At 67.6% G+C, this 20466-nt stretch carries 17 protein-coding genes; 6 read left to right on the forward strand and 11 right to left on the reverse strand.

The genetic code is table 11. The features are described 5' to 3' along the window. A partial coding sequence (locus ATO4_RS23540; protein WP_245308909.1) for a heterodisulfide reductase-related iron-sulfur binding cluster occupies positions 1-877 on the forward strand: 877 nt, incomplete at its 5' end. A 19-nt stretch (positions 878-896) separates the two neighbouring features. On the opposite strand, the gene ATO4_RS23545 is transcribed toward ATO4_RS23540, so the two are convergent. Further along, positions 897-1925 (reverse strand): DNA topoisomerase IB, encoded by a 1029-nt coding sequence (locus ATO4_RS23545; protein ID WP_083594220.1) that lies wholly within the window; start codon positions 1923-1925, stop codon positions 897-899. A gap of 192 nt (positions 1926-2117) precedes the next feature. Here ATO4_RS23545 and ATO4_RS23550 point away from each other — a divergent pair, with 192 nt between their 5' ends. After that, positions 2118-2336: a DUF2945 domain-containing protein gene (locus ATO4_RS23550; protein WP_083594221.1), complete on the forward strand. Its 219-nt coding sequence runs from the start codon at positions 2118-2120 to the stop codon at positions 2334-2336. 82 nt (positions 2337-2418) lie between these two features. Here the strand turns inward: ATO4_RS23550 and ATO4_RS23555 are convergent, their stop codons facing one another. Continuing rightward, a complete protein-coding gene (locus ATO4_RS23555) occupies positions 2419-2865 on the reverse strand; it encodes a YqaA family protein (RefSeq protein ID WP_083594222.1) in 447 nt (148 codons plus the stop codon). A 301-nt stretch (positions 2866-3166) separates the two neighbouring features. Between ATO4_RS23555 and chrA the strand changes: the two genes are divergently transcribed. After that, positions 3167-4585, forward strand: a complete 1419-nt coding sequence (gene chrA, locus ATO4_RS23560; RefSeq protein WP_083594223.1) for a chromate efflux transporter — start codon at positions 3167-3169, stop codon at positions 4583-4585. A 10-nt stretch (positions 4586-4595) separates the two neighbouring features. Here chrA and ATO4_RS23565 read toward each other — a convergent pair whose 3' ends face one another. The 3 genes from ATO4_RS23565 to ATO4_RS23575 form a co-directional block, all read right to left on the reverse strand. After that, a complete protein-coding gene (locus tag ATO4_RS23565; protein WP_083594224.1) occupies positions 4596-6263 on the reverse strand; it encodes a hypothetical protein in 1668 nt (555 codons plus the stop codon). 189 nt (positions 6264-6452) lie between these two features. After that, on the reverse strand, positions 6453-7283 hold the full coding sequence (locus ATO4_RS23570; protein ID WP_083594225.1) for a glycosyltransferase family 2 protein: 831 nt from the start codon (positions 7281-7283) through the stop codon (positions 6453-6455). Between the two features lie 261 nt (positions 7284-7544). Further along, positions 7545-9281: a hypothetical protein gene (locus tag ATO4_RS23575; protein ID WP_083594226.1), complete on the reverse strand. Its 1737-nt coding sequence runs from the start codon at positions 9279-9281 to the stop codon at positions 7545-7547. 205 nt (positions 9282-9486) lie between these two features. On the opposite strand from ATO4_RS23575, the gene ATO4_RS23580 reads away from it, so the two are divergent. Continuing rightward, positions 9487-10455 (forward strand): DUF1194 domain-containing protein, encoded by a 969-nt coding sequence (locus ATO4_RS23580; RefSeq protein ID WP_083594227.1) that lies wholly within the window; start codon positions 9487-9489, stop codon positions 10453-10455. A 91-nt stretch (positions 10456-10546) separates the two neighbouring features. Here ATO4_RS23580 and ATO4_RS23585 read toward each other — a convergent pair whose 3' ends face one another. The 5 genes from ATO4_RS23585 to ATO4_RS23605 form a co-directional block, all read right to left on the reverse strand. Then, positions 10547-11584: a GlxA family transcriptional regulator gene (locus ATO4_RS23585; RefSeq protein ID WP_083594228.1), complete on the reverse strand. Its 1038-nt coding sequence runs from the start codon at positions 11582-11584 to the stop codon at positions 10547-10549. 224 nt (positions 11585-11808) lie between these two features. Next, positions 11809-13407, reverse strand: a complete 1599-nt coding sequence (locus ATO4_RS23590) for a VWA domain-containing protein (RefSeq protein ID WP_176223136.1) — start codon at positions 13405-13407, stop codon at positions 11809-11811. A gap of 385 nt (positions 13408-13792) precedes the next feature. Continuing rightward, positions 13793-14167: a hypothetical protein gene (locus tag ATO4_RS23595; RefSeq protein WP_083594230.1), complete on the reverse strand. Its 375-nt coding sequence runs from the start codon at positions 14165-14167 to the stop codon at positions 13793-13795. Positions 14168-14271: 104 nt separating this feature from the next. Further along, complete coding sequence (locus ATO4_RS23600; protein ID WP_083594231.1) at positions 14272-14916, reverse strand: exopolysaccharide biosynthesis protein; 645 nt, start codon at positions 14914-14916, stop codon at positions 14272-14274. Positions 14917-15147: 231 nt separating this feature from the next. Beyond that, a complete protein-coding gene (locus ATO4_RS23605) occupies positions 15148-16296 on the reverse strand; it encodes a patatin-like phospholipase family protein (protein WP_083594232.1) in 1149 nt (382 codons plus the stop codon). A gap of 187 nt (positions 16297-16483) precedes the next feature. Between ATO4_RS23605 and ATO4_RS27900 the strand changes: the two genes are divergently transcribed. Both ATO4_RS27900 and ATO4_RS23610 read left to right on the forward strand, forming a co-directional pair. Beyond that, positions 16484-16630, forward strand: coding sequence for a hypothetical protein (locus tag ATO4_RS27900; RefSeq protein ID WP_176223135.1), 147 nt, complete (start codon positions 16484-16486; stop codon positions 16628-16630). A 166-nt stretch (positions 16631-16796) separates the two neighbouring features. After that, on the forward strand, positions 16797-18368 hold the full coding sequence (locus ATO4_RS23610) for an adenylate/guanylate cyclase domain-containing protein (RefSeq protein ID WP_083594233.1): 1572 nt from the start codon (positions 16797-16799) through the stop codon (positions 18366-18368). Here the strand turns inward: ATO4_RS23610 and ATO4_RS23615 are convergent. Next, complete coding sequence (locus ATO4_RS23615) at positions 18325-20451, reverse strand: glycosyltransferase family 2 protein (protein WP_083594234.1); 2127 nt, start codon at positions 20449-20451, stop codon at positions 18325-18327. The two genes, ATO4_RS23610 and ATO4_RS23615, sit on opposite strands and share 44 nt — an antisense overlap. Positions 20452-20466: the final 15 nt, after the last annotated feature.

The raw sequence follows: 20466 nt of genomic DNA on the forward strand, positions 1-20466 counted from the left end.
GTTCGCCGGGCTGTTCGATGCGGTCAAGCCGCTGAAGCCGCTCGCGGCCATGCTGAAGCTGGCGCCGACGGCGCTGCCGCGAAAGTCGGCGGTCAACCAGCCGGGCGTGCGCAAGGCCGAGAGCGCGCGCGTCAAGCGCGTCGCGCTGCTGAGGGGCTGCGCCCAGTCGGTGCTCGATCCGAAGATCAACGAGGCGACGGTGCGGCTCCTGACCCGGCTCGGCGTCGAGGTGGTGGTGCCGGCGGGCGAGGGCTGCTGCGGCGCGCTCGTCCATCACATGGGCCAGGAGGAGCCGGCGCTCGACTTCGCCCGCCGCAATGTCGATATCTGGATGCGGGAGATCGAGCGCGGCGGGCTCGATGCCATCGTCATCACCGCGTCGGGCTGCGGCACGACGATCAAGGACTATCACCACATGCTGCGCCTCGACCCGGCCTATGCGGACAAGGCCGCGACGGTCTCGGCGCTGGCGAAGGACGTCACCGAATTCCTGAGCGACCTGGAGCTGCCGACCCCGCGGAATGTCGAGCCGATGGTCGTCGCCTACCATTCCGCCTGTTCGATGCAGCACGGCCAGAGGGTCATCCGCCAGCCGAAGACGCTTCTGTCGAAGGCCGGCTTCGTCGTGCGGGACGTGCCGGAGGGGCATCTGTGCTGTGGCTCGGCCGGCACCTACAACATCCTGCAGCCGGAAATCGCCGACCGGCTGAAGCAGCGCAAGGTGAAGAACATCGAGAGCGTCGCCCCGCAGGTGATCGCCACCGGCAATATCGGCTGCATGACGCAGATCGGCGGGGGGACGGCGATTCCGGTCGTCCACACGGTGGAACTGCTCGACTGGGCGTTCGGCGGGGAGAAACCTGCAGCGCTTGGGTGAGGGCGCGACGCTGCGCCGATCAAGGGGCGACTTCTTCGAGGAACCGCATCAGCCCGGTCTCCGGCGCGGTCATCCGCTCCCGCCGGCGGCCCCGCAGGAGGTCGCCGGGCAACGCGCCGGCCTCGAAGGCCTCGACGATCGCCGGATGGACGTAGGACGAGCGGGCGACCGCCGGCGTGTTGCGCAGCCGGGCGGCGACCGAGCGCATGGCGGCCGCGACGGCGCGCTTGCGCTTGTTGGGCGTATCGGCGCCGGCGGCGTCCTCGATCAGGAAGCGCAGCGCCTCGGCCGAGCCGTGGAAGGTCCGAAAATCCTTGGCCGAGATGTGCGCCCCTGATGCCTCGGCGAGATACTCGTTGAGGCCATTGGCGGTCAGCTCGCGCTGCTTCTTGGTCTTGCCGGGAAAGCGGAACAGCCGCTGGCCGCGGCCCTGGCGCATCTTCTTCAGGGAGGAGACCAGCGGCCGCTCGGCGATCTCGATGCGGTGTTCCTTGTTCGACTTGCCGACGAATTTCAAAACCGCGACATTGTCGACGATCCGAAGGTTCTGGCGCCGCAGCGACGCGACGCCGCGGCCGCCGTCGGCAGCGTATTTCTCGTGGCCGGGACGCATGGCCGCGACGTCGACCAGGCGTGTCGCCAGCGCCGCCGTCATCCGGCGGTCGGCCTTGCGGCGGCGCAGGTCCCGCTCGATCTGGCCGCGCAGCACCGGCAGCGCCTTGCCGAAGCGCAGGAGCCGCTCGGTCTTCACGGCGTTGCGGACGTTCACCCAGGCATCGTGGTAGCGGTATTGCAGCCGGCCCTTCTCGTCACGGCCGACGGCCTGGATGTGGCCATTGTCGGAGACGCAGATCTTCACGTCGGTCCAGGCGGGGGGAATGGCGAGGGCCTTGATCCGCTTCTTCCGTTCCTTGTCGTGGACCGTCTCGCCGGAGCGCAGGCACAGCTTGAAGCCGCGACCGGACTTGCGCCGCTCGATCTCGAAGTCCCCCGGATCGACCATTTCGAGACCGAAACGTTGGGCGTGGAGAGCGAGCTCGTAATGCATCGGGGTTTCCGGTTCGTCGAGATTCCAACGGCACTGCGAGGCCCTAACGTCGCTTGACGCGGCGGCGTTCCGCCTCTTTGCCTGCGACAATTCCGATTCAGGATCAAACACTTGTAAAGGAACCAGGGAACCGCCCGGGCCCGTCAGCCGTCATGGGTCGAACGAAGATGCGAGCGAAGGAGCCAGAGGCCGATGACGAAATTTGCGAAAGGCCAACGCGTCGCCTGGTCGTGGGGCAATGGCGAGGGCGAGGGCAAGGTGAAGGAGCACTTCACCGAGAAGGTGACGCGGACGATCAAGGGCAGCGAGATCACCCGCAACGCCGACGAGGCGAACCCGGCCTATTTGATCGAGCAGGACGACGGCGACCAGGTGCTCAAGTCGGAGTCGGAATTGAAGAAGGCGGGCTGAGCCAGAGGACGGGGCGCCAAGGGCGTCGCCCGACTTCGACGGGAGGCTTCCGCCGCTCTTTCCCGCGGGCTGGCGACCCTCGTCAGAACCAGGGCCATGCCAGCACGCCCGCGGCAACGACGAGGTAGCGGGCGAGCTTGCCGGCCCCGACGAGGACGATGAAGACCAGGACGTTGACCCTGGCGATGCCGGCGACGACGGTGAGGGCGTCGCCGCCGATCGGCGCCCAGGCGAGGAGCAGCGTCCAGACCCCGTAGCGCTGGAAGACCCTCGTGAAGCGGTCGATGTGGCGCGGCGCGACGGGAAACCAGCGCCTGTCCCGGAAGGCGATGAGGAACCGCCCGCACATCCAGTTGACGAGGGAGCCGAGCGTGTTGCCGAGCGTCGCGAGCGCGATCAGCTGCCAGGGCTCTGCCGTCCGTTCGACGAGACTGGCGGCGAGCACGACCTCCGAGGCGCCCGGCAACAGCGTCGCCGCGAGAAAGGCCGACCAGAACATCGCCGCGCCGGAGAGGAGTTCGTTCGTCATGGCGCGGTCATAGCCAGTGTCGGGCGAAATTCGAAGCAGGCCGTCGACGGGGCTGATCGTCCGCCCGAGGCAAGGTGCCCGATGTCACATGGATGACACCAAGCACTGGCTCCATCGCCGGGAAGCGGCAGGCAGGGCGGAGCAGGACCATCAGCGATCGTGATCGGAACGGACCGGGTGTGAGGCGCGGCGCCGCCCTGGACCCGCATTTGGCCTGCGCGCAGCAGAGACCGACGGCGCCAGCCTTGCGTTCGCATGTCGTCCTCCCCGATCCCGCCGCTCTTGCGCACGGCGCCCGCTGATGGCGCCGGTTCTGACGCAAGCCGAAACCCGTCCGCATCTGGCCGAGGCCCCGTCCTTCGGCGAGGCGACGCGTGCCTTCGGGCGAATCGCCTGCCTGTCCTTCGGCGGACCGGCGGGCCAGATCGCGGTGATGCACCGCATCCTCGTCGAGGAGAAGCGCTGGATCGGCGAGGAGCGGTTTCTCCACGCGCTGAATTTCTGCATGCTCCTGCCGGGGCCGGAAGCCCAGCAGCTGGCGACCTATTGCGGCTGGCTCCTGCATCGCACCCTCGGCGGCCTCGTCGCCGGGCTGCTGTTCGTCCTGCCCGGCTTCCTGGCGATGATGGCGCTCAGCATCGTCTACGCCGCCTATGGCGAGGTCGGCATCGTCGAGGCCCTGTTCTTCGGGTTGAAGGCGGCGGTGCTGGCGATCGTGTTGCAGGCCGTGGTCCGGATCGGCGGCCGGGCGTTGAAGAACCGCTGGATGATCGGCCTCGCGGCGCTCGCCTTCCTGGCGATCTTCGTCTTCGGCGTCCCGTTTCCGCTGATCGTCGCGGGGGCGGGAGTGATCGGCCTTGCCGGGCAGCGGATGGGCCATCCGGCCTTTGCCAGCTTTGGCCGCGGCGAGAGCGCGGGCGGCGACGCGGCGTCCAATGGCATCGCCGGCACGGAGCCCGGCCGCCAGCGGCCGGAAGCCCGCTCGTCCAGGCGCAAGTCCAGGCGCTCGGCCATCGTCACGGCGGCCATCTGCCTGGCGCTGTGGCTGCTGCCGACCGGCGCGCTGCTGCTGCTGCTCGGGCCGAACGATGTGTTCTCGCAGATCGCGGTGTTCTTCTCGCAGATGGCGGTGGTCACCTTCGGCGGTGCTTATGCCGTCCTCGCCTATGTCGCACAGGAGGCGGTCGCGACCTATGGCTGGCTGAGGCCCGGCGAAATGCTGGACGGCCTCGGGCTTGCCGAGACGACGCCGGGGCCGCTGATCATGGTGACGCAGTTCGTCGGCTTTCTCGCCGCCTTCCGCGAGCCGGGCACGCTCGACCCGTTCGTCGCCGGCATCCTGGGCGCCTGCCTCACCACCTGGGTGACCTTCGCGCCGTGCTTCCTGTGGATCTTCGCCGGCGCGCCCTTCATCGAGCGGCTGCGGCAGAACCGGGCGCTGAGCGCGGCGCTCGCGGCGATCACCGCCGCGGTCGTCGGCGTGATCGTCAACCTCGCCGTCTGGTTCGCGCTCCACGTCCTGTTTGCGAGCGTGCGGACCCTGTCGGTCATCGGCCTGACGCTGGAGGTTCCGGTCCTGTCGAGCCTCGATCCGGCCGCGCTCGCGCTGGTGCTCCTTGCCCTTGCCGCGATCTTTGTCGCGCGCCTCGGCATGCTGGCGACGCTCGGCCTGTGCGCGGCCGCGAGCGTCGCCTTGGACGGCTTCGGCCTGTTGCCTTAGCGCATCCGGCTCAGAGCGGCTGACCGCCGGCGTCGCCGCCGCTGTCCCCGTCGCCATCGAGGCTCCCGCCGTCGCTGCCGTCGTCGCCACCCTCAAGGGCCGGCGGCGCGGGAACGGCGTCCGGTGCGGTCTCGGGGGTGATTGCGGGAGCTTCGGGAGCGGGGGCGTCGGGGCCCTTGATCGTCACGCCGTTGATCTTCACCGAGCCGTCGGCGGCGGTCTCGATCAGCCAGCCGGTCCTGTCGTCTCCGAGCGGCTTGCCGAAGCCCTTGGCCATCGATCCGAAGGCGAAGCCCTGCAACGCCGCCGGGTCCTGCGCACCGGCGTCCTGCAGCGCCTTCAGGGCGGCGTCGAGCCCGGTTGCGACGATGTCGAAACGCGTCTCCGGCTTCTCCGTCTCGAAGCGGACCTCGCCGTTCATGGTGAACTGGTAGTCGCGGGCGGCGAGCCTGACATTCTCGAGGCGCAGCGTCGGGCGATGCGCCTCGAAGCTCGCGAGGATTTCCTGGCCGGCCTCGTCCGACACCGGCTTGTCCGCGGACAGGTCGAGATTGGCGAGAAGGATCCGCATCGGGGTCGCCAGATCGACGCCGGCTCCGACGACGTCCATCGTCACGTCGCGGGGGATGAGGGGCGTCGCCCAGGCCGGGATCGCGGCGATGTCGTAGGTCATGCCGCTGGACGCGAAACTGTAGCGATAGGAGCCGTCCTCGACGATCCCGTCGCCCGTGACGCCGATCCGGAAATCGGCGAGGTTCACCGAACCATAGGGCGTCTCGACCGCGACGTCGGTCATGCCGTTCTCGCCGCTGATCGAGGTCCAGAGCGGCAGGCTGTCGCCGGCGAGCCGCTTCAGATCGGCTTCCGCGGCGCGGATCCTGTCCTTGTCGGCATTGCGCAGGAGAAGCGCGAACAGATCGGTGATCGGCCGGGTGCGAAGACCGGCGGCCTGCGTCTCCAGGGTATAGCCGCCGGCGTTGAAGACGATGTCGACCAGCTTGTCGGGCTCGGCCGGATCGAGGGGCATCCGGATCGTCTCGGTAAAGCCCGTCGCCCGTTGCGACAGGCGGTAGTCGACATGGCCGTCGGCGTCAGGCTCGGCGCGGGTCTCGAAGGTCTGCGGACCGACCTTGATCGCTATCTCTCCCGTCGGCTGCTGCTGCGCCACGGTCATTTCCTCGATCCCGCCGGTCGCGGTGAGGAAGGCGCGGATCTTCGGGTCGTAGACGCCGGACATCCGCAACCCGTTGATGGCGTAGTCGACATGGGTCTTCTGGCCGGCGATCTCGGCGTCGTAGGACATGGCGATCGCGCCATCGCTGTCGACCTGCCAGTCGCCGTCGCTGCGCTGGCTGACGACAATGGAATAGGGCGTCAGGGTGGTGCTGACGCTGCCGCCTCCGGGCATTTCGGTGGCGAAGGATCCCTTGGCGCCGAAAGTGATCCGGTAGCCCTTCGGATCTGGCTCGATGGTGACGAATCCGCCGTCGAAGGGGATGGGGCCGAGATAGTCCTTCAGCGCCGCCCGCAGTGTCGCGGCTCCAAGAGCGGTACCGGCCTTGTCTGCGGCGGCGGCGGGCGCGGCGGCGGCGGGCGCCGTTCCGGCCGCGCCGGTCTGGGCATGGGCCGCGGCGGGTGCGAGGAGGATGACGGCGGCGATGGCGAAGCGAAGGGTCATCTGGTCTCTGGTCCGGCCTAGGGGTCTGTCGCAATCAGGCAGCGTGGAAGTCGTAGAGCGTTTTATGGCGGCACGAAGCGATTGTCGAAAACGCGCGGCAGGCGATCGCCCTTCGGGCGTCCGGCCGGCTTCCCACGGGTCGCCGGTTCGATCGTCAGGGACGTCGCAGCTGCAGCAGTGACCGGCGGCTCAGGGCTCGCTGGCCGACGATTTCACGATGCCGAACGTCGTATATGTCGTCTTGCGTTGCCGGGTCTCGTCCCAGATCTTCTTGTTTTCGGCGATGCCTTCGTCCTCGACATAGGATCGCGCATGGTCGAGATGGACGCAGATCGCGCTGTAGCGGATCTGCTTCGCCCTGATGCCGATATTGCGGAGCCGATCGCCCATCTCGCGGTCCTCGGCTCCGTAGACCATGCGTTCGTCGAAGCCGTTGACGGCCACGATGTCGCTCTTCCACCCGGACGCGTTGTGGCCGTTCCAGGACGGTCTGGTCGTGGTGACGGCGTTGAAGAGCGGGGCAAGGCCCGCGTTCTTCGCCGCCAGCCGCAGGTCCTTGAAGGACCGCTTCTTGCCCTGGTTCCACATCCACGCGGGCCGGAAGGCTCGCCCGCTCTGGATATCGTCCCGGGTCAGGTCCCGGCTCAGTTTCAGGGGGAGCTTGTGATACCCGCCCGACAGGAAACACCCCTTCTCGCGCAGCCCGAGATGGGTCGACACGAAATCCCGCCGCGCCACGCAGTCGCCATCACTGAAGATCAGATAGTCCGAACGGCTTTCCAGGATGGCCTTGTTCAGGATGATCGTCTTCTGGAAGCCGTTGTCGGGATGCCATGCATGGACCAGCGGATGCGCGAACTGTCCCTGATAGGACGCGATCAGGTCGCGGGTTTCGGAATGCGATCCATCGTCGGCGATGACGATTTCGAAGTCGGCTTCATCCTGTGCAAGGTATCCCCAAAGCACTTTCTCCAGCCATTCCGGGGAATTGTAAGTCGATAAGATCACTGAGCATAGCATATGGCAACGGCCTTCAACCTCGGCTCGGATTTGTCCAGTACAGCGACCCGGCGAGCAGACATAGCATCAGGACACGCGCGGGGACATCACTGTCCGTGGCCTGCGATCGTCTTCCACCGCCGGATGACGTTGCCTGAGGTCGGGCGCCGCGAGTGACGAACGAAAACCGGGCCGGCCCCATCCTGACGACCGGGTCCGTCAACGATGGGGCTTTGTGGGGTATCCGGCCGAACCCGGCTGCGCCGAGGCCTCGCCCCTCGATCAGCGGGCCTTCGCGGCGACCGCGGGCGCGACATAGGCGTCCCAGCACGGGGACAGCGAGATCTTCGCCTTTGCCGCCAGCGCCGGCGCGTAGAGATCGCGCAGCCTTTCGTTGGCGCCGGTGATCGGGCAGAGCGGATAGAGGACGAGATCCGTCGCCGCGACGGCGCTAAGGACGGCGGCGTCGGGATCGGGGACCGCGCGGTAGGGATCGGCGCCGATGGCGATGCCGTGGGTGGCCTGCCGGTCGAGCAGCCAGGGGAAGGGATTGGTGAAGTTGAGGCTCATCATGGTGTCGAAGCGGACGTCGTGGCTGGATTCGAACGCCTTGATGGCACCAACGGCCTCGTCCACTGCCATCAGCCAGCCGAGCTGGAAGTCGGGTTCGTTGTAGAGGGTGAAGCTCGGCAACTCGCCGGCCTTCGCGATCGCCTCGTAGGTGGCGGGATGGGCTGCATAGATCGTCTTCATCGCCCGCGCGCGTTGCATCATCTCAGGCCGCTGGTTGACCTGCCCGAGCTGGGCGAGATTCTCGTGCCGGAGCCGCTCGTACTTGATCTGGCCGACGAAGGCCCGCGCGGCGCGCGCCGTCACCTCGGTCAGGTAGGGCAGCGAGGCGGCGGCGATCAGCACCGCGAGGACGCCGAGCCGCGCGCCCGCCAGCCCGCCCCGCCGCTCCCAGGCGAGAAGCAGCAGCGGCCAGAGGAAGATGAAGCCCTGGCCCCCGGTGTTCTGGGTCTCGATGAAGAGCGCGCCGAAGGTGGCCGCGGCGATCCAGACGAGCGGGCGATCAACGAGCTCTGCAAGGCGAGACCAGCCGGGCGCGCGGGCAAGGTTCCCGGCCCGATCGATGATGTCCCGACCGTCGAAGACGAGCAGCGCCAGCATCAGCGCGCAGAGCGGGGCGAAGACCTTCACATGCATGGACGCCGCCTGCAGGAAGCGCGGCAGGAGGCTGCCCTCGTTGAGCGAGAGGAGGAGGGCGATGTCGCTGACATAGGCCGAGACGACGCCGAGCCAGATCTCCATGAGGGCGAGGATCGCCAGGAACGCACCCGCCGCGAGCAGCGAAAGGCGCAGGTCGATCCGCCGGGCGGCAAGGGCGACGACGCAGAGGAGACCGCCGGCGAAGAAGCCGGTGACCTTGACCAGGAACAGCGTCAGCATCGTGCCGACGAAGACGGCGAGCAGGGCGCGCCGCGACGTCACGAACACCAGCGCCGCGGTCAGGACATAGAGGATCTCGGTGATCTGCCGGTTGTAGATGCCGAAGCCGTCGACGCTTGGAAACGAGTAGTATTCGGTGACGTTGACCGGCAGGATCTGGAACACCAGGAACGGCAGCAGCAGTGCCAGGGCGAGGCCGCGCGAGCGCCGGTCGACGTCGGCAACGACGAGGGCCATCAACGGTCCGGACACCACCAGCAGCGACCACTGGACGAGGAGCAGCGGCTGGCCCTGCGGGAACAGCCATTCGACGAGGGCGAACAGCCAGTAGCCGAGCGGGCCGACCGGGGTGAAGAAGTCGACGCCGGGCACCTGGCCGGAGAAGATCCGGTTGGCCGCGTCGAAATAGATGAAGAGATCCCAGTAGAAGGCGCCGATCGGCACCGTCAGCGGCACCAGCAGCAGGCAGGCGAGAACGAAGCAGACAACCGCCAGGATCACCAGGGGCGAGGCGAGGGCGTGCAGACGGCTCGAGCGACTGGCCTGGCGGGAGGGCGAGATGAGCGTCACGGGCAGGGTCCCGGCGGTGAAAGTCGCGGCATCATGCCGCGCCGGCCTTAAGAAAGGCTGATGAGGCTGGGAGCAATCCAGGCGTATCGCCGGATCCTGCCGGCGGCGTCGAAGCGCCAGCCAACGACCGTGTGACGGTTTTGTGAGTTGCGCGGGCGGCAGGTCGGCGTAGCGTGTTGCGATGCGATTGCGGCGTTGCAACCACATGAAACGAAACCTCTACCGGGTGCAAGGGGCGCCCCGCAGGTCGCCGCGCGCTCAAAGCCCGGACGTCCCGGAGGCGTCGGCGGGCGAGACGGCGGCATTCCGGTTCTGGCCGCTTGTGGCAACTCTGCTGTGGACGCTGAACCCTTCGCCGGCATCGGCCGTCGAGCGGGGCCTGTCGGATTTCGGGGCGGCACCGGCGGAGCGCTCGGACGGCGCGCCGGTCGACGTAGAGCTGGTCCTTGCCGTCGACGTCTCCTGGTCGATGGATCGGGGCGAGCAGGAGATCCAGCGCGACGGCTATGCCGCGGCGTTTCGCAACCCGAAGGTCCAGGAAGCCATCATGGAGGGGGTGAACGGCCGGGTCGCCGTCACCTATGTCGAATGGGCGGGGACCGCGACGCAGACGGTCGTCGTTCCCTGGACGCTGATCGATTCCAAGGAAACCGCCGACGCCTTCGCCTACCGGCTGGCGACCGAACTCCCCGACCGCGAGCGCCGCACCTCGATTTCCGGGGCGATCGACGCCATTGCCCCGATGTTCGTCGGCAACGGCTATGACGGCCTGCGCCGAGTCATCGACATTTCCGGCGACGGGCCGAACAACCAGGGCCGCATGGTCACCCTCGCCCGCGATGCCGCGGTGGCAGCCGGCATCACCATCAACGGGCTGCCCCTGATGACGTCGGGCGGCGGATTTTCGTGGGGATCGATCCCCGATCTCGATCGCTACTACGCCGAATGCGTGATCGGCGGCCCGCGGGCCTTCGTCATCCCGGTGAACGACTGGTCGCAGTTCCCCGAGGCGGTCCGGCGCAAGCTGATCCTGGAACTCGCCGGCGACTGGCCCTCCGGTGAACCGGCGGCGCCTCCGGTGCTGAAGGCACAGGCGATGCCCGCCGCCGATTGCCTGATCGGCGAGAACATGTGGATGGAGCGCCAGCAGCGCTGGATGGACGACGCCCGCTGAGGCTTCGGCCGACGGACGGTGCCCTCGGCGGAGTTCCGGCTTCCGAGCCGCCTCCGGTCGCCTCGATTCGTTCAGGGCCGCTTCAGGCCGCTCAGGCGACGGATGCGACGCTCTGGCGACCGGCGCGTTCCTGCTGCGGCGAGCGGGCGTGGAGTTCGCGGTAGCACTTGGCGAAATGCGACGCCGAGACGAAGCCGCAGGCGATGGCGATCTCGACGATGGGCATCTGCGACTGGCGCAGGAGGTGCCGCGCGCGGTCGAGGCGCATCTCCAGATAGTAGCGCGCCGGCGACAGGCCCATCTCCCGCTCGAACAGCCGCTCCACCTGCCGGCGCGACAGGCCGACATGATAGGCGATCTCGGCGAGGGACAAGGGATCGGCGAGATTGGCCTCCATGATCTCGATCGCCCGCACCACCTTGGCATGCTGGACGCCCAGCCGGGCGCGAAGCGGCAGCCGCTGGCGATCGTGGGAGCCGCGCACCCGGTCGGTCAGCGCCTGCTCGCAGACCTTGTTCACCACCCCGTCGCCGAGATCCTCCCGGATCAGCGCCAGCATCATGTCGAGGGCGGCGGTGCCGCCCGCGCAGGTGTAGATGTTGTGGTCGATCTCGAAGAGGTCGGCATAGACGTCGGCGAGCGGGAAGGCCTCGGTGAAGCCGGCGAGGTTCTCCCAGTGGATGGCGCAGCGGCGCCCGGACAACAGCCCGGCCCGCGCCAGCACCCAGGCGCCGGTGCACAGGCCGCCGATGGACACGCCGCGCTGATGCGACTCGCGCAGATAGGAGAACAGCGCCTTGTCTTGGAACTCCTCGACGAAGACCCCGGCGCAGGCGAAGATCATCGACGGGCGCCCGCCGCCGGTCAGGCTGCGGCGCTCCGCCTCGACCCCAGACTGGACGGCGCAGGTCACCCCGTTCGAGGCTGCCACCGGCTGGCCGTCCGTCGAGGTGATGCGCCAGCGATAGATCTCCCGGCCGACGATGCGGTTGGCGATCCGCAGCGGCTCGATCGCGTTGGCGAAGGCGATCATCGAAAAGTTCGGCACGAGCAGGAAGACGATGGTCCTGCGGGGACCATCGAGCGGCGCGCCGACGACGGAGTGCGTCCCGGTCAGATCATCACTCATCGGCGCGGCCTTCGGTCGAAGTCGTGGGGTGTCATCACCCATAGCGCATTCGAACGATGACGAAATTTCGTCAAGTCCCAAATCCAGCCCGTGACGATGACGTGTCCGTCCGACGGATCGATCCGGCGCGGCCGAGCGCCCGATGACGACGTCCCCATGGCGTCCCGATGGTCCGCCGGCGATGGGTTCCGGCGGCCTTTCTGTCCGCAGCGGCCCGCGGCCGGTCAGCTGACGATGCGGATCCGCAGGACGCGCTCGGCGATTTCCCGGAAGGTTTCGGTGAGCTGCGAGGCACTGGTCACGGAGAAGTAATGGTTCGCGTCCGTCGCGCAGCCCTGCAGCAGCGCCTCGTTCCCGTTGATCAGGCGGATCGTGTAGAGTTCGACGTTCATGAGCTTGGCATTGCCGCAGGCGAGCGTCGTGCGGGCGTCGATGAGCGCCGCCTGATTGCCGCCGGTCCAGCGGTTCTGGGTGTTGTTGCCGTCGGTCAGGACGATCATCACCTTCTGGGTCCTGGCGTCGGTGTTGGCGCCGGCCAGCGGGTAGGTCGGGGTGAAGGCTTCCATTCCCCACTGCACGCCGATGGTGATGTTGGTGTTGCCCGACGGCTGCATGCTGTCGACCTTGGTCTTCAGCGTCGCGAGGTCCGTCGTCAGCGGCTGGACGGCGAGCAGCGTTCCCACCCCGCAATTGGCCTTGGGGTAGAGCGTCGCGGCGATGGCCGACAGGGGCGCGTCGTTCTGGACGTCGTAGGGCTGGGTGCGGTCGATGACGCAGCCGGACCAGGTTTCGGACTGGGTGAGGATGAGGTCGTTGTTGGCGGTCTCGGTGTCGTTGTTCTTCGTGGTCAGCGGGGTCGTCGCCGGCGTCGTGATCGTCGCCGAATAGATCCGCGTCGCCGAGCCGTAGGGGACATCGCGGCACACCAGGTCCCAACTGCCACCCCAGCGGCTGGAGACCCACACCCACTCGCAGCTCGAATAGGTGTAGTAGCGGTCGATGAGATAGGTGCTGCCGCTCTTGTAGGCCGTGTAGTAATAGGTCGAGCAGCTCCACCGGCCGCAATCGTCCCAGGCCCGGGCGGTGCCGAGCTTGAAGCCGTCGGTCAGGGGGCCGCACTTGCTGCGGTCGAAGGACGAGGCATTCCAGTTGAGGGCGGTGCAGTCGACCACCGGATCCTGCACCGCCTGCGCCGCCGTGCAGGCTGCCCGGTCGGTCGCATCGGAGATCGTCGCGCAGTTGGTGGTGGCGTAGGGGTTGGCGGCGTTGCCGGCATAGGTGCCCATGGTCGCGGAGTCGAGGCGGACCTGGGTGTCGAAGGGGATCAGCGCCGCCTGGACCTTCGCGTCGCCGGCTTCGGTCCCCGCGAACTGGTCGAGGAACAGCTTCACCGCCGATTTCAGCTCGCTCATCCGGCTGTCGTTCTGCATGGAGCCGGACGAGTCGAGCACGAGGACGATGTCGAGGGGAATGTTGGCGCGGGCCGAGACGGCCGTGACCGCGACGTCGAGGGACGTCACGCGCATCAGGCTGAGGAACGGCGTCTCGACGGCGAACTCGAGGGCGTATGTGTAGCGCCCGTTCGCCTTGGTGAGGTTCGTTCCGGTCAGGTCGGCGTCGATGTCGTCGCCGATATTCGCCTGCATGTACATGTCCGCGAGGCGCTCGCGCTCGCCGGTGTCGGTGCCGACATATTTCGCCGCGACGATGACGGCGGAATCGGCTGCGGCCTGGGCCTCCGCCTTGGAGCGCCAGACATTCGCCAGATCGACGCCGCCGCCGATCGAAAGCACCAGCGGCACCACCGCGATCGCGACCATCATGCCGAAGTTGCCGCGACTGTCACGGAGGAAGCCGGCTGCGCGGCGACCGATAAGGTCTCCCGAACGAGCCGGGCGTGGGAGACGCCAAACCATCGCGATGTTCCTCTGCCCGATTGGAGGTCAGATGGAACTGTCGCGGGGCGGCGTTAACAAGCGGTTCGGAGCGGCCCGTATGCACCTGAAATTCCATCGCAATCCTGACGATTGATCCGGAAGGGTTAACGGTTTGCCTGGCTGTGGAGGTCGCAACCTCCCGGTTTCGCGACGGGTCGAGCCGGCGATCGCGGCGATGCCGATCGCGCATCCGCTTCGAGGTTGGTCGTAACAGGACCGCTTGCCACCCGCCCTTGGGGCGCTTGTTCGGCCGGCGCGCGGCCGTTGTACGCTACCGCGACAGGCGCGTGTGGTTCGAGCGGACCCGCTTGGAGTAGGGCATCAGGCCGGCCGTCAGGACGGCGTCCATGGGATTGCCGCGCTGGCGGCGGCCGGTCATCACCGAGATCGCCGCATCGCCGGCGGCCTTGACCATGGCGGTCTGGATGGCGACGACGGCCTCGCCGGTCGCCTCCATCTTCTCGCTGACCATGCGCACCGCCTCCGCCTTGTCCTTCTTCGTCGGGGCGGTGGCCATGGCGAACCACAGCTGGCCGACCCGGCTCGCGATCACCAGTGGCGACAGCGTCGCCAGACTCATCAGTTCCGCGCTGCTCTTGGGAGTGCCGAAATCCGTCATGAAGGAAAAGGGATCGTCGATGTTCATCAGGGTCCAGCCTCTTGGTTCGGCAGAGAAACTCGCGGACCCGCAAGAAAGTCTCACCGGTGGCGGATTAATTTGTCGGGGTGACGGTTCCTTCGCCCCGGCGATCAGAATAGCTGGAGGACGGCGAAGAGCGCGGCGCCGTAGACCACGGCGAGGACGATCAGGCCGATCAGTCCGGTGATCAGCGCCGCGCCGAGCCACAGTCCGTCGCGGGTGCTGATGGCGATGCCGACGAGCGCGACGGAGATGCCGGGAATGAGGTTGCTGAGCGGGAACGGGATCGCCACGATCGTCGCCATGACGAAGCAGTACCAGCCGAGGATCGGCAGCACGAGGCGCTCCGGCTCGATCCAGTAGCGGTGCCGCGCCAGTCTCTCGATGCGCCGCAGCATCGGTCCGATCTTGTCCACCACCTGGGCGATGCGGTCGGGGCTGAGCTTCATCCGCCGGATGAAGTCGGGCAGCCAGAGCCGGTGCCGGCCGATCGCCAGCTGCAGGGTGAAGAACATCAGCGGCAGGCCGAAGAAGAACGACGCCGGTGGCGGCAGGGGGATGAGGTTCAGGCCGCCGAAGAGGATGAAGAAGGCGCCGAAGGCCCGGGTGTCGAACGCCTGCGACAGCTCGCCCAGCGTCGGCTCGTCCCGGCGCTGGTGGCTGAAGGTGCGAAGGATCGCGGAAATCCGCTTCTGTCGCTTGCCTCCTTGCCGGCGGAGGGCACGGCGCAGACTGGAGAAACCGCCAGGGGACACGGACGAAACTCTGTGATGTGACACTTCGATAACCTGCCAGGGCGCAGCGCGACCGGTTTCCGCTCGCGGGCCCGTCGAAGCGACCAACGAACCGGCAGCCGGAAACGCCAAGGGGCTCACTATGCCCATTCCCCCTTTAAGTCGAGGTTTCCGTGCCGCCCCGATACGGCATTCCGTCACGAAACGGCAGCCGTGTTGCCGGGCCAGCGCAGGTCCATGGCGAGATATGGTTTATTTCTTGGTAAGATCCAGCACCTCGAGGGAATGCGGCGGCATCTTGCGGTGCACGAAGCGGGCGTCTTCGAGGGTCTCCCCGGCATCGGCAAGGCCATCGTTCCAGCGCTCGTCGATCGAGCGGCGGGAGAATTCGTAGTCCTTGGAGTCGCGACTGGCCGCCCTTCGCCGGTTGATGAGATGGACGATGGTGACCGCGGCGTCGTTGGTGGCGGCACTCAGGAGTTCGGCGTCGGGATCGGCGGCAAGTTCGGCGGGCAGCTTGCGGAGCAGGCGGTGGAGCGCCCGCTTCAGCATGCGCTGCTCCTTGATCATGTCGGTGTTCATTCGGGTGCGGCTGGAAAAGCGGATGTCCTTCTCGCGTTCGGCAACGTCGAAGATCGTCTCCGGCAGTGGACCGCGCGCGCTGAACAGGTCCACCTGGAAGATGCACATGTCGTGGCGGTGATCGCGTTCGAGCACGTATTGCAGCGGGGTGTTGGAGACGAGACCGCCGTCCCAGTACCATTCGCCGTCGATCTCGACGGGGGGAAAGCCAGGGGGCAGGGCGCCGCTGGCCATCACGTGCTCGGGCCCGATGCGCGTGTCCCGGGTGTCGAAATACCGGAAGTTGCCGGTCGCGACATTCACCGCCCCGAGGCTCACCCGCGTCTCGCCGTGGTTGAGACGGTCGAAATCGACCAGGCGCTCGAGTGTCTGACGCAGCGGCGAGGTGTCGTAGTAGCCCACATCTGCGGGTTGGACGTCCGGCATCAGGTAGGTCGGCGGGAACCTCGGCTTGAAGAAGCCGGGAATGCCGCGAAGCGCCGAGGAGGCCGCACTCGCCTCGTTGAAGGCCGTCCGCAGGTAGAGCCCCGGCAAGGGCGGGCCGAAGGTGATGTGGGAGGACACCTCCTCCCAGAACGCCCGCAGCGCCTTCGTCCGCTCGCCGGGAGGATTGCCGGCGACGAGGACGGCGTTGATCGCGCCGATCGAGATGCCGGCCACCCAGTCGGGTCGCCCGCCCCGCTCCTCGATCGCCGCGAAGACACCGCCCTGATAGGATCCCAGCGCACCGCCCCCCTGAAAGACGAGAACGAGCATCTCGTCGGCCTTGGTGATCGCGGTGTCGTTGGAGATGACCGTCGTATCGGACGAGCGTTTCATCGGCGTAAGCCTCCGGTCGGATGAGCAGAATGCGCCGGGACGGTCCGGGGAACCGTACGGCGCGGAGCCATTGTGCTGCGCTGCAGCAAAGCTCAATTGGAGCGCTCCGGCCCTTCGGCCACCCGCGGAACCTTCCCGCTCACAGTTCGTTGAGCCCGCATCGATTGTTTCATAGGAGTATCGGCTCGTGATCAGGCGCTCTTCCATCGTAATCACCCTTCTTGCAGGCGCCTTGATGTTGTCGGCCTGCGCCAACACCGTGCGCGGCGTCGGCCGCGACGTGGGCAATACGGTCGACGCGACCGGCGCAGCCGTGAACGACGTCGCGCGCTGATCGTCGCGGCCGCCCCAAACCGCTCTCCGGCCTCGACGGGCGAACGGTCGGTCGATCAGTCGGACAGATTGTTTCAAGGATGCTGCGTCTGTCACACGAGATATCGTGACCGCGCCAGAACCATAGGCTAAGAGAGCCCTCAATCCCCCTGCGGATTGAGGGCCCCATGTCGCTGTCCTTCCACGCGCTGATGGCGCGTCCGATCATCTTCGCTCTCCTCGTCGCCGCGGCGCTGGCGCTTCTCCCGGTCGCGGTGTGGCTGGATCTGCGGCATCTGTCCGATGTCGGTCTGCGCGATCAGGCGAAAAGCCTCGACGGGATGATCACCGACATCCGCAGCTACTACGCGACCAATATCGTCGCGCGGGTCAATGCCGCCGGCGGCAAGGCGGTGCCGGTTCACAACTATCACGAGATCGCGGGAGGGATTCCCATTCCCGCAACGCTGTCGCTCGAGCTCGGCAGGGTCATCGGCGGCCGCGGCGACAACATGCGCTACCGCTTCGTCTCGGACTACGTCTTCACCTCCCGCGAGCCGCACCGGCTGGACGACTTCGAACGCGCTGCCCTGAACGCGTTTCGTACCGAGGGCACCGACCAGCCGCCGATCATGCAGCTGACCGGATCGGTCTTCGACCGCCAGATCCGGCTGGCCGCGCCCGTCCTGATGGGTGAGGCCTGCGTCGACTGTCACAACACCCACCCGGAGAGCCCGAAGCAGGACTGGAAGGTCGGCGACGTGCGCGGCATCCAGGAGGTGGAAATCGCCCAGCCGATTGCCGCCAACATCTTCTCCTTCAAGTATCTCCTGACCTATTTCGCCGGCGCCGGCCTCTTCGGCGTCGCCTTCGCCTCGATGCAGTGGCGCCAGGCGCGGGTGTTCCGGCGGATGAATTCGGAGCTCGAGGAGGCCAATTCCTTCCTCGCCGCGGTCTCGATGAAGATCTCGAAATATCTCTCGCCGCAGGTCTATCGCAGCATCTTCTCGGGCGAACGCGACGTGGTGATCTCCACCGAGCGCAAGAAGCTCACCGTCTTCTTCTCCGACATCAAGGATTTCACCGTCACCTCGGAGCGGCTGCAGCCGGAGGAGCTGACGCAGCTTCTGAACGAGTATTTCACCGAGATGTCGAAGATCGCCCAGGAGCATGGCGCGACGGTCGACAAGTTCATCGGCGATGCGATCCTCGCCTTTTTCGGCGATCCGGACACCAGGGGTCCCAAGGAAGACGCCCAGGCCTGCGTGAAGATGGCGGTGGCGATGCAGCGGCGGATGATCGAGCTCAACGACGCCTGGCGCCGGCGCGGCATCGAGCGACCGTTCCAGACGCGGATGGGCATCAATACCGGCTACTGCAACGTCGGCAACTTCGGCAGCGAAGACCGCATGGACTACACGATCATCGGTGCGGAGGCGAACCTCGCCGCGCGGCTGGAATCGATCGCCGAGCCGGGCGGGATCGTGCTCAGCTACGAGACCTATGCGCTGGTCTCCGACATCGTGCGGGCAAAGCCGCTGGAGCCGATCTCGCTGAAGGGGATCAGCCGCAAGGTGGTGCCCTATGTGGTGGAGACCTATCCCGAGGACGGCAGCGGAGCGGGCGAGATCATCAACGAGTTCTCGCCGGGCGCCCGCATCTTCCTCGATATCGGCCAGGTCAGCGAACGCGAGCGCGAACGGCTCGCCGCTGTCCTCAAGCAGGCGATGGACCGTCTGCAGGCGGCGGGCCAGACCTGACCGCGACCGATCGCTGCGCCTGTCCGCCGAGGCTCGCGGACGGGCCGTCCGGCCACGCCGAAAAGACCGGCTCGATGCGGTAGCGCGGATCGGCGGAATTGGCGCGCGAGTCGAGGCCGTGGGGCGTCTTTTCCCATTTGTGCGGGGCGACCAGCAGCTGGATCAGGGCGCGCAGGGAGGCGAAGGCGAGCAGCCCCCAATAGGCCGGCAGCATCGGATAGGCGCCGCGCAGCCGCCGGCGCTCGTCGGGCGAAAGCCCGGCCGACGACAGCGCCATGAAGAGCCCGTAGGCCGCGACGATGTTGAACATGTCGACGAGGACGAGGGGCCCGAGATCGGACAGGTCGGCAAGGCCGAGAGCGACGGCGCCGAACTGGACCAGCAACACCCCGAGAAAGATCGGATGGGCGAAGGCCGAGACGATCATGCCGAGGAACATCAGCTGGAACGTCGCCATCGCCCGCGCTCCGAGCTGGTCGAGCAGCAGCAGCGGCTGGCGCATGTGCAGGAGATAGGTGACGAACCAGCCCTTCATCCAGCGGGTCCGCTGGCGATGCCAGACATTCCAGCGCTCCGGCGCATGCTCGAAGGTCGGCCGGGTGATCGTCGCGACGCGGTAGCCGGCCCGCGCGAGGCGCAGCCCCAGATCGGCGTCTTCTGTGACGTTGTGGGAGTCCCAGCCGCCGACGGCGACGAGGCGCTCGCGCACGAAATGCTTGGAGGTGCCCCCGAGGGACAGCGGAAAGCCGTGGCGAGCGAGCCAGGGCAGGATGCGGCGGAAGAGCGCCGCATATTCGAGGGCGAACAGCGCCGACAGCCAATGCGCCTCGCCGTTCGTGACGACCAGCGGCGCCTGCAGGCAGGCGAGATTCTCCGGGCCGGTGCGAAACCGATGATAGGCCTCGCGCAGCTGGCCGGGGTCCGGTTCGTCCTCGGCGTCGTAGAGCACCAGGAACTCGCCATGGGCCAAGGGGAGGGCGTGGTTCAGCGCCTTCGGCTTGGTTCGCGGCTCACCCGGCGGCACGAGCACGAGCGAGAAATGCGGCCGCCCGGCGATCGCCCGCTCGACGGCGTCGGCCGTCGCCTCGTCGTCGGCCTCGCAGACCAGCTTGACGTCCAGCCGGGTCTTCGGCCAGTCGAGCGCTTCCAGCGCCGCCACGAGTTTCGGCACCATCGCCGTCTCGTGGTGCAGCGCGACGAGGACGCTGTAGACCGGCACGCCCTGCCAGCCGATCTCCAGAACTCCAGGCGCGGGCAGGTCGCGGGCCGGGGCGTCCGGGCGCATCAGGGCCGCCGGCACACGGATGGCGAGGCAGGCGGCGAAGAACAGGGTCGCGGCGCCATGGCAAAGGGTCAGGGCGAGGCCCGGCGCGTAGAACAGCGCCAGGCAGGCGAACAGCACCGCGCCGAGGCAGAGGGCCGCCTGCAGTGGCTCGATCGCCTGGCGCGCCGAACATCGCGGCGTGTCGGCGGACAGGCTGAGCCGGGCCGCGAGATAGCGCTCCGTCATGGTCTGCCGGTCGATCGCGCGGGCGACGTCGGTGTGGCGGGTGATGCGGATCATCGCCCGCATCTCGGGACGCATCGCGAGGTAGCGCGCGAAGCGGTCGAGGCTCTCGATCGTCGGGCAGGTGAAGATGCGCCCGTCGAGACGGTCGTTGCAGACCTTCGCCATGCGGGGAGGGCTGCGACCCAGCATGTCGGCGGCGTCGAGGATCCGGTCCTGCGGCCCGATCGGCTCGAAGCGCAGGCCGAGCTGACGGGCGAGGCAATCGGCATAGCGTCGCTCGGTCAGGAGACCGGCGGCCACCAGCTCCGCGGCGATGTCGCTGCCGTTCCTGAACGCGGCGAGGCGGGCCTCCAGCGCATCGGCGAAGCCTATGCCAAGAGCGCCGAGAAGCCGCAGCTGGCGGGGGCTGAACGGCGCGGGGCGCTCCGGGGCGGGCCTGCCGGCCGGCCGAAGCTCCTGCGCTCGCAGGCTGCGCGGCTCCTCGCCATGGGATTGCGGATACTTGCCGCCCACCGCCGGCATCGGATAGATGTGAGCCGCACTGATGTCCGCGAGGTCGAGATTCGCTCGCACGAGGCACTCCCCAAG

It is taken from the genome of Aurantimonas sp. 22II-16-19i, from assembly GCF_002088275.1.
GTDB lineage: Bacteria > Pseudomonadota > Alphaproteobacteria > Rhizobiales > Rhizobiaceae > Jiella.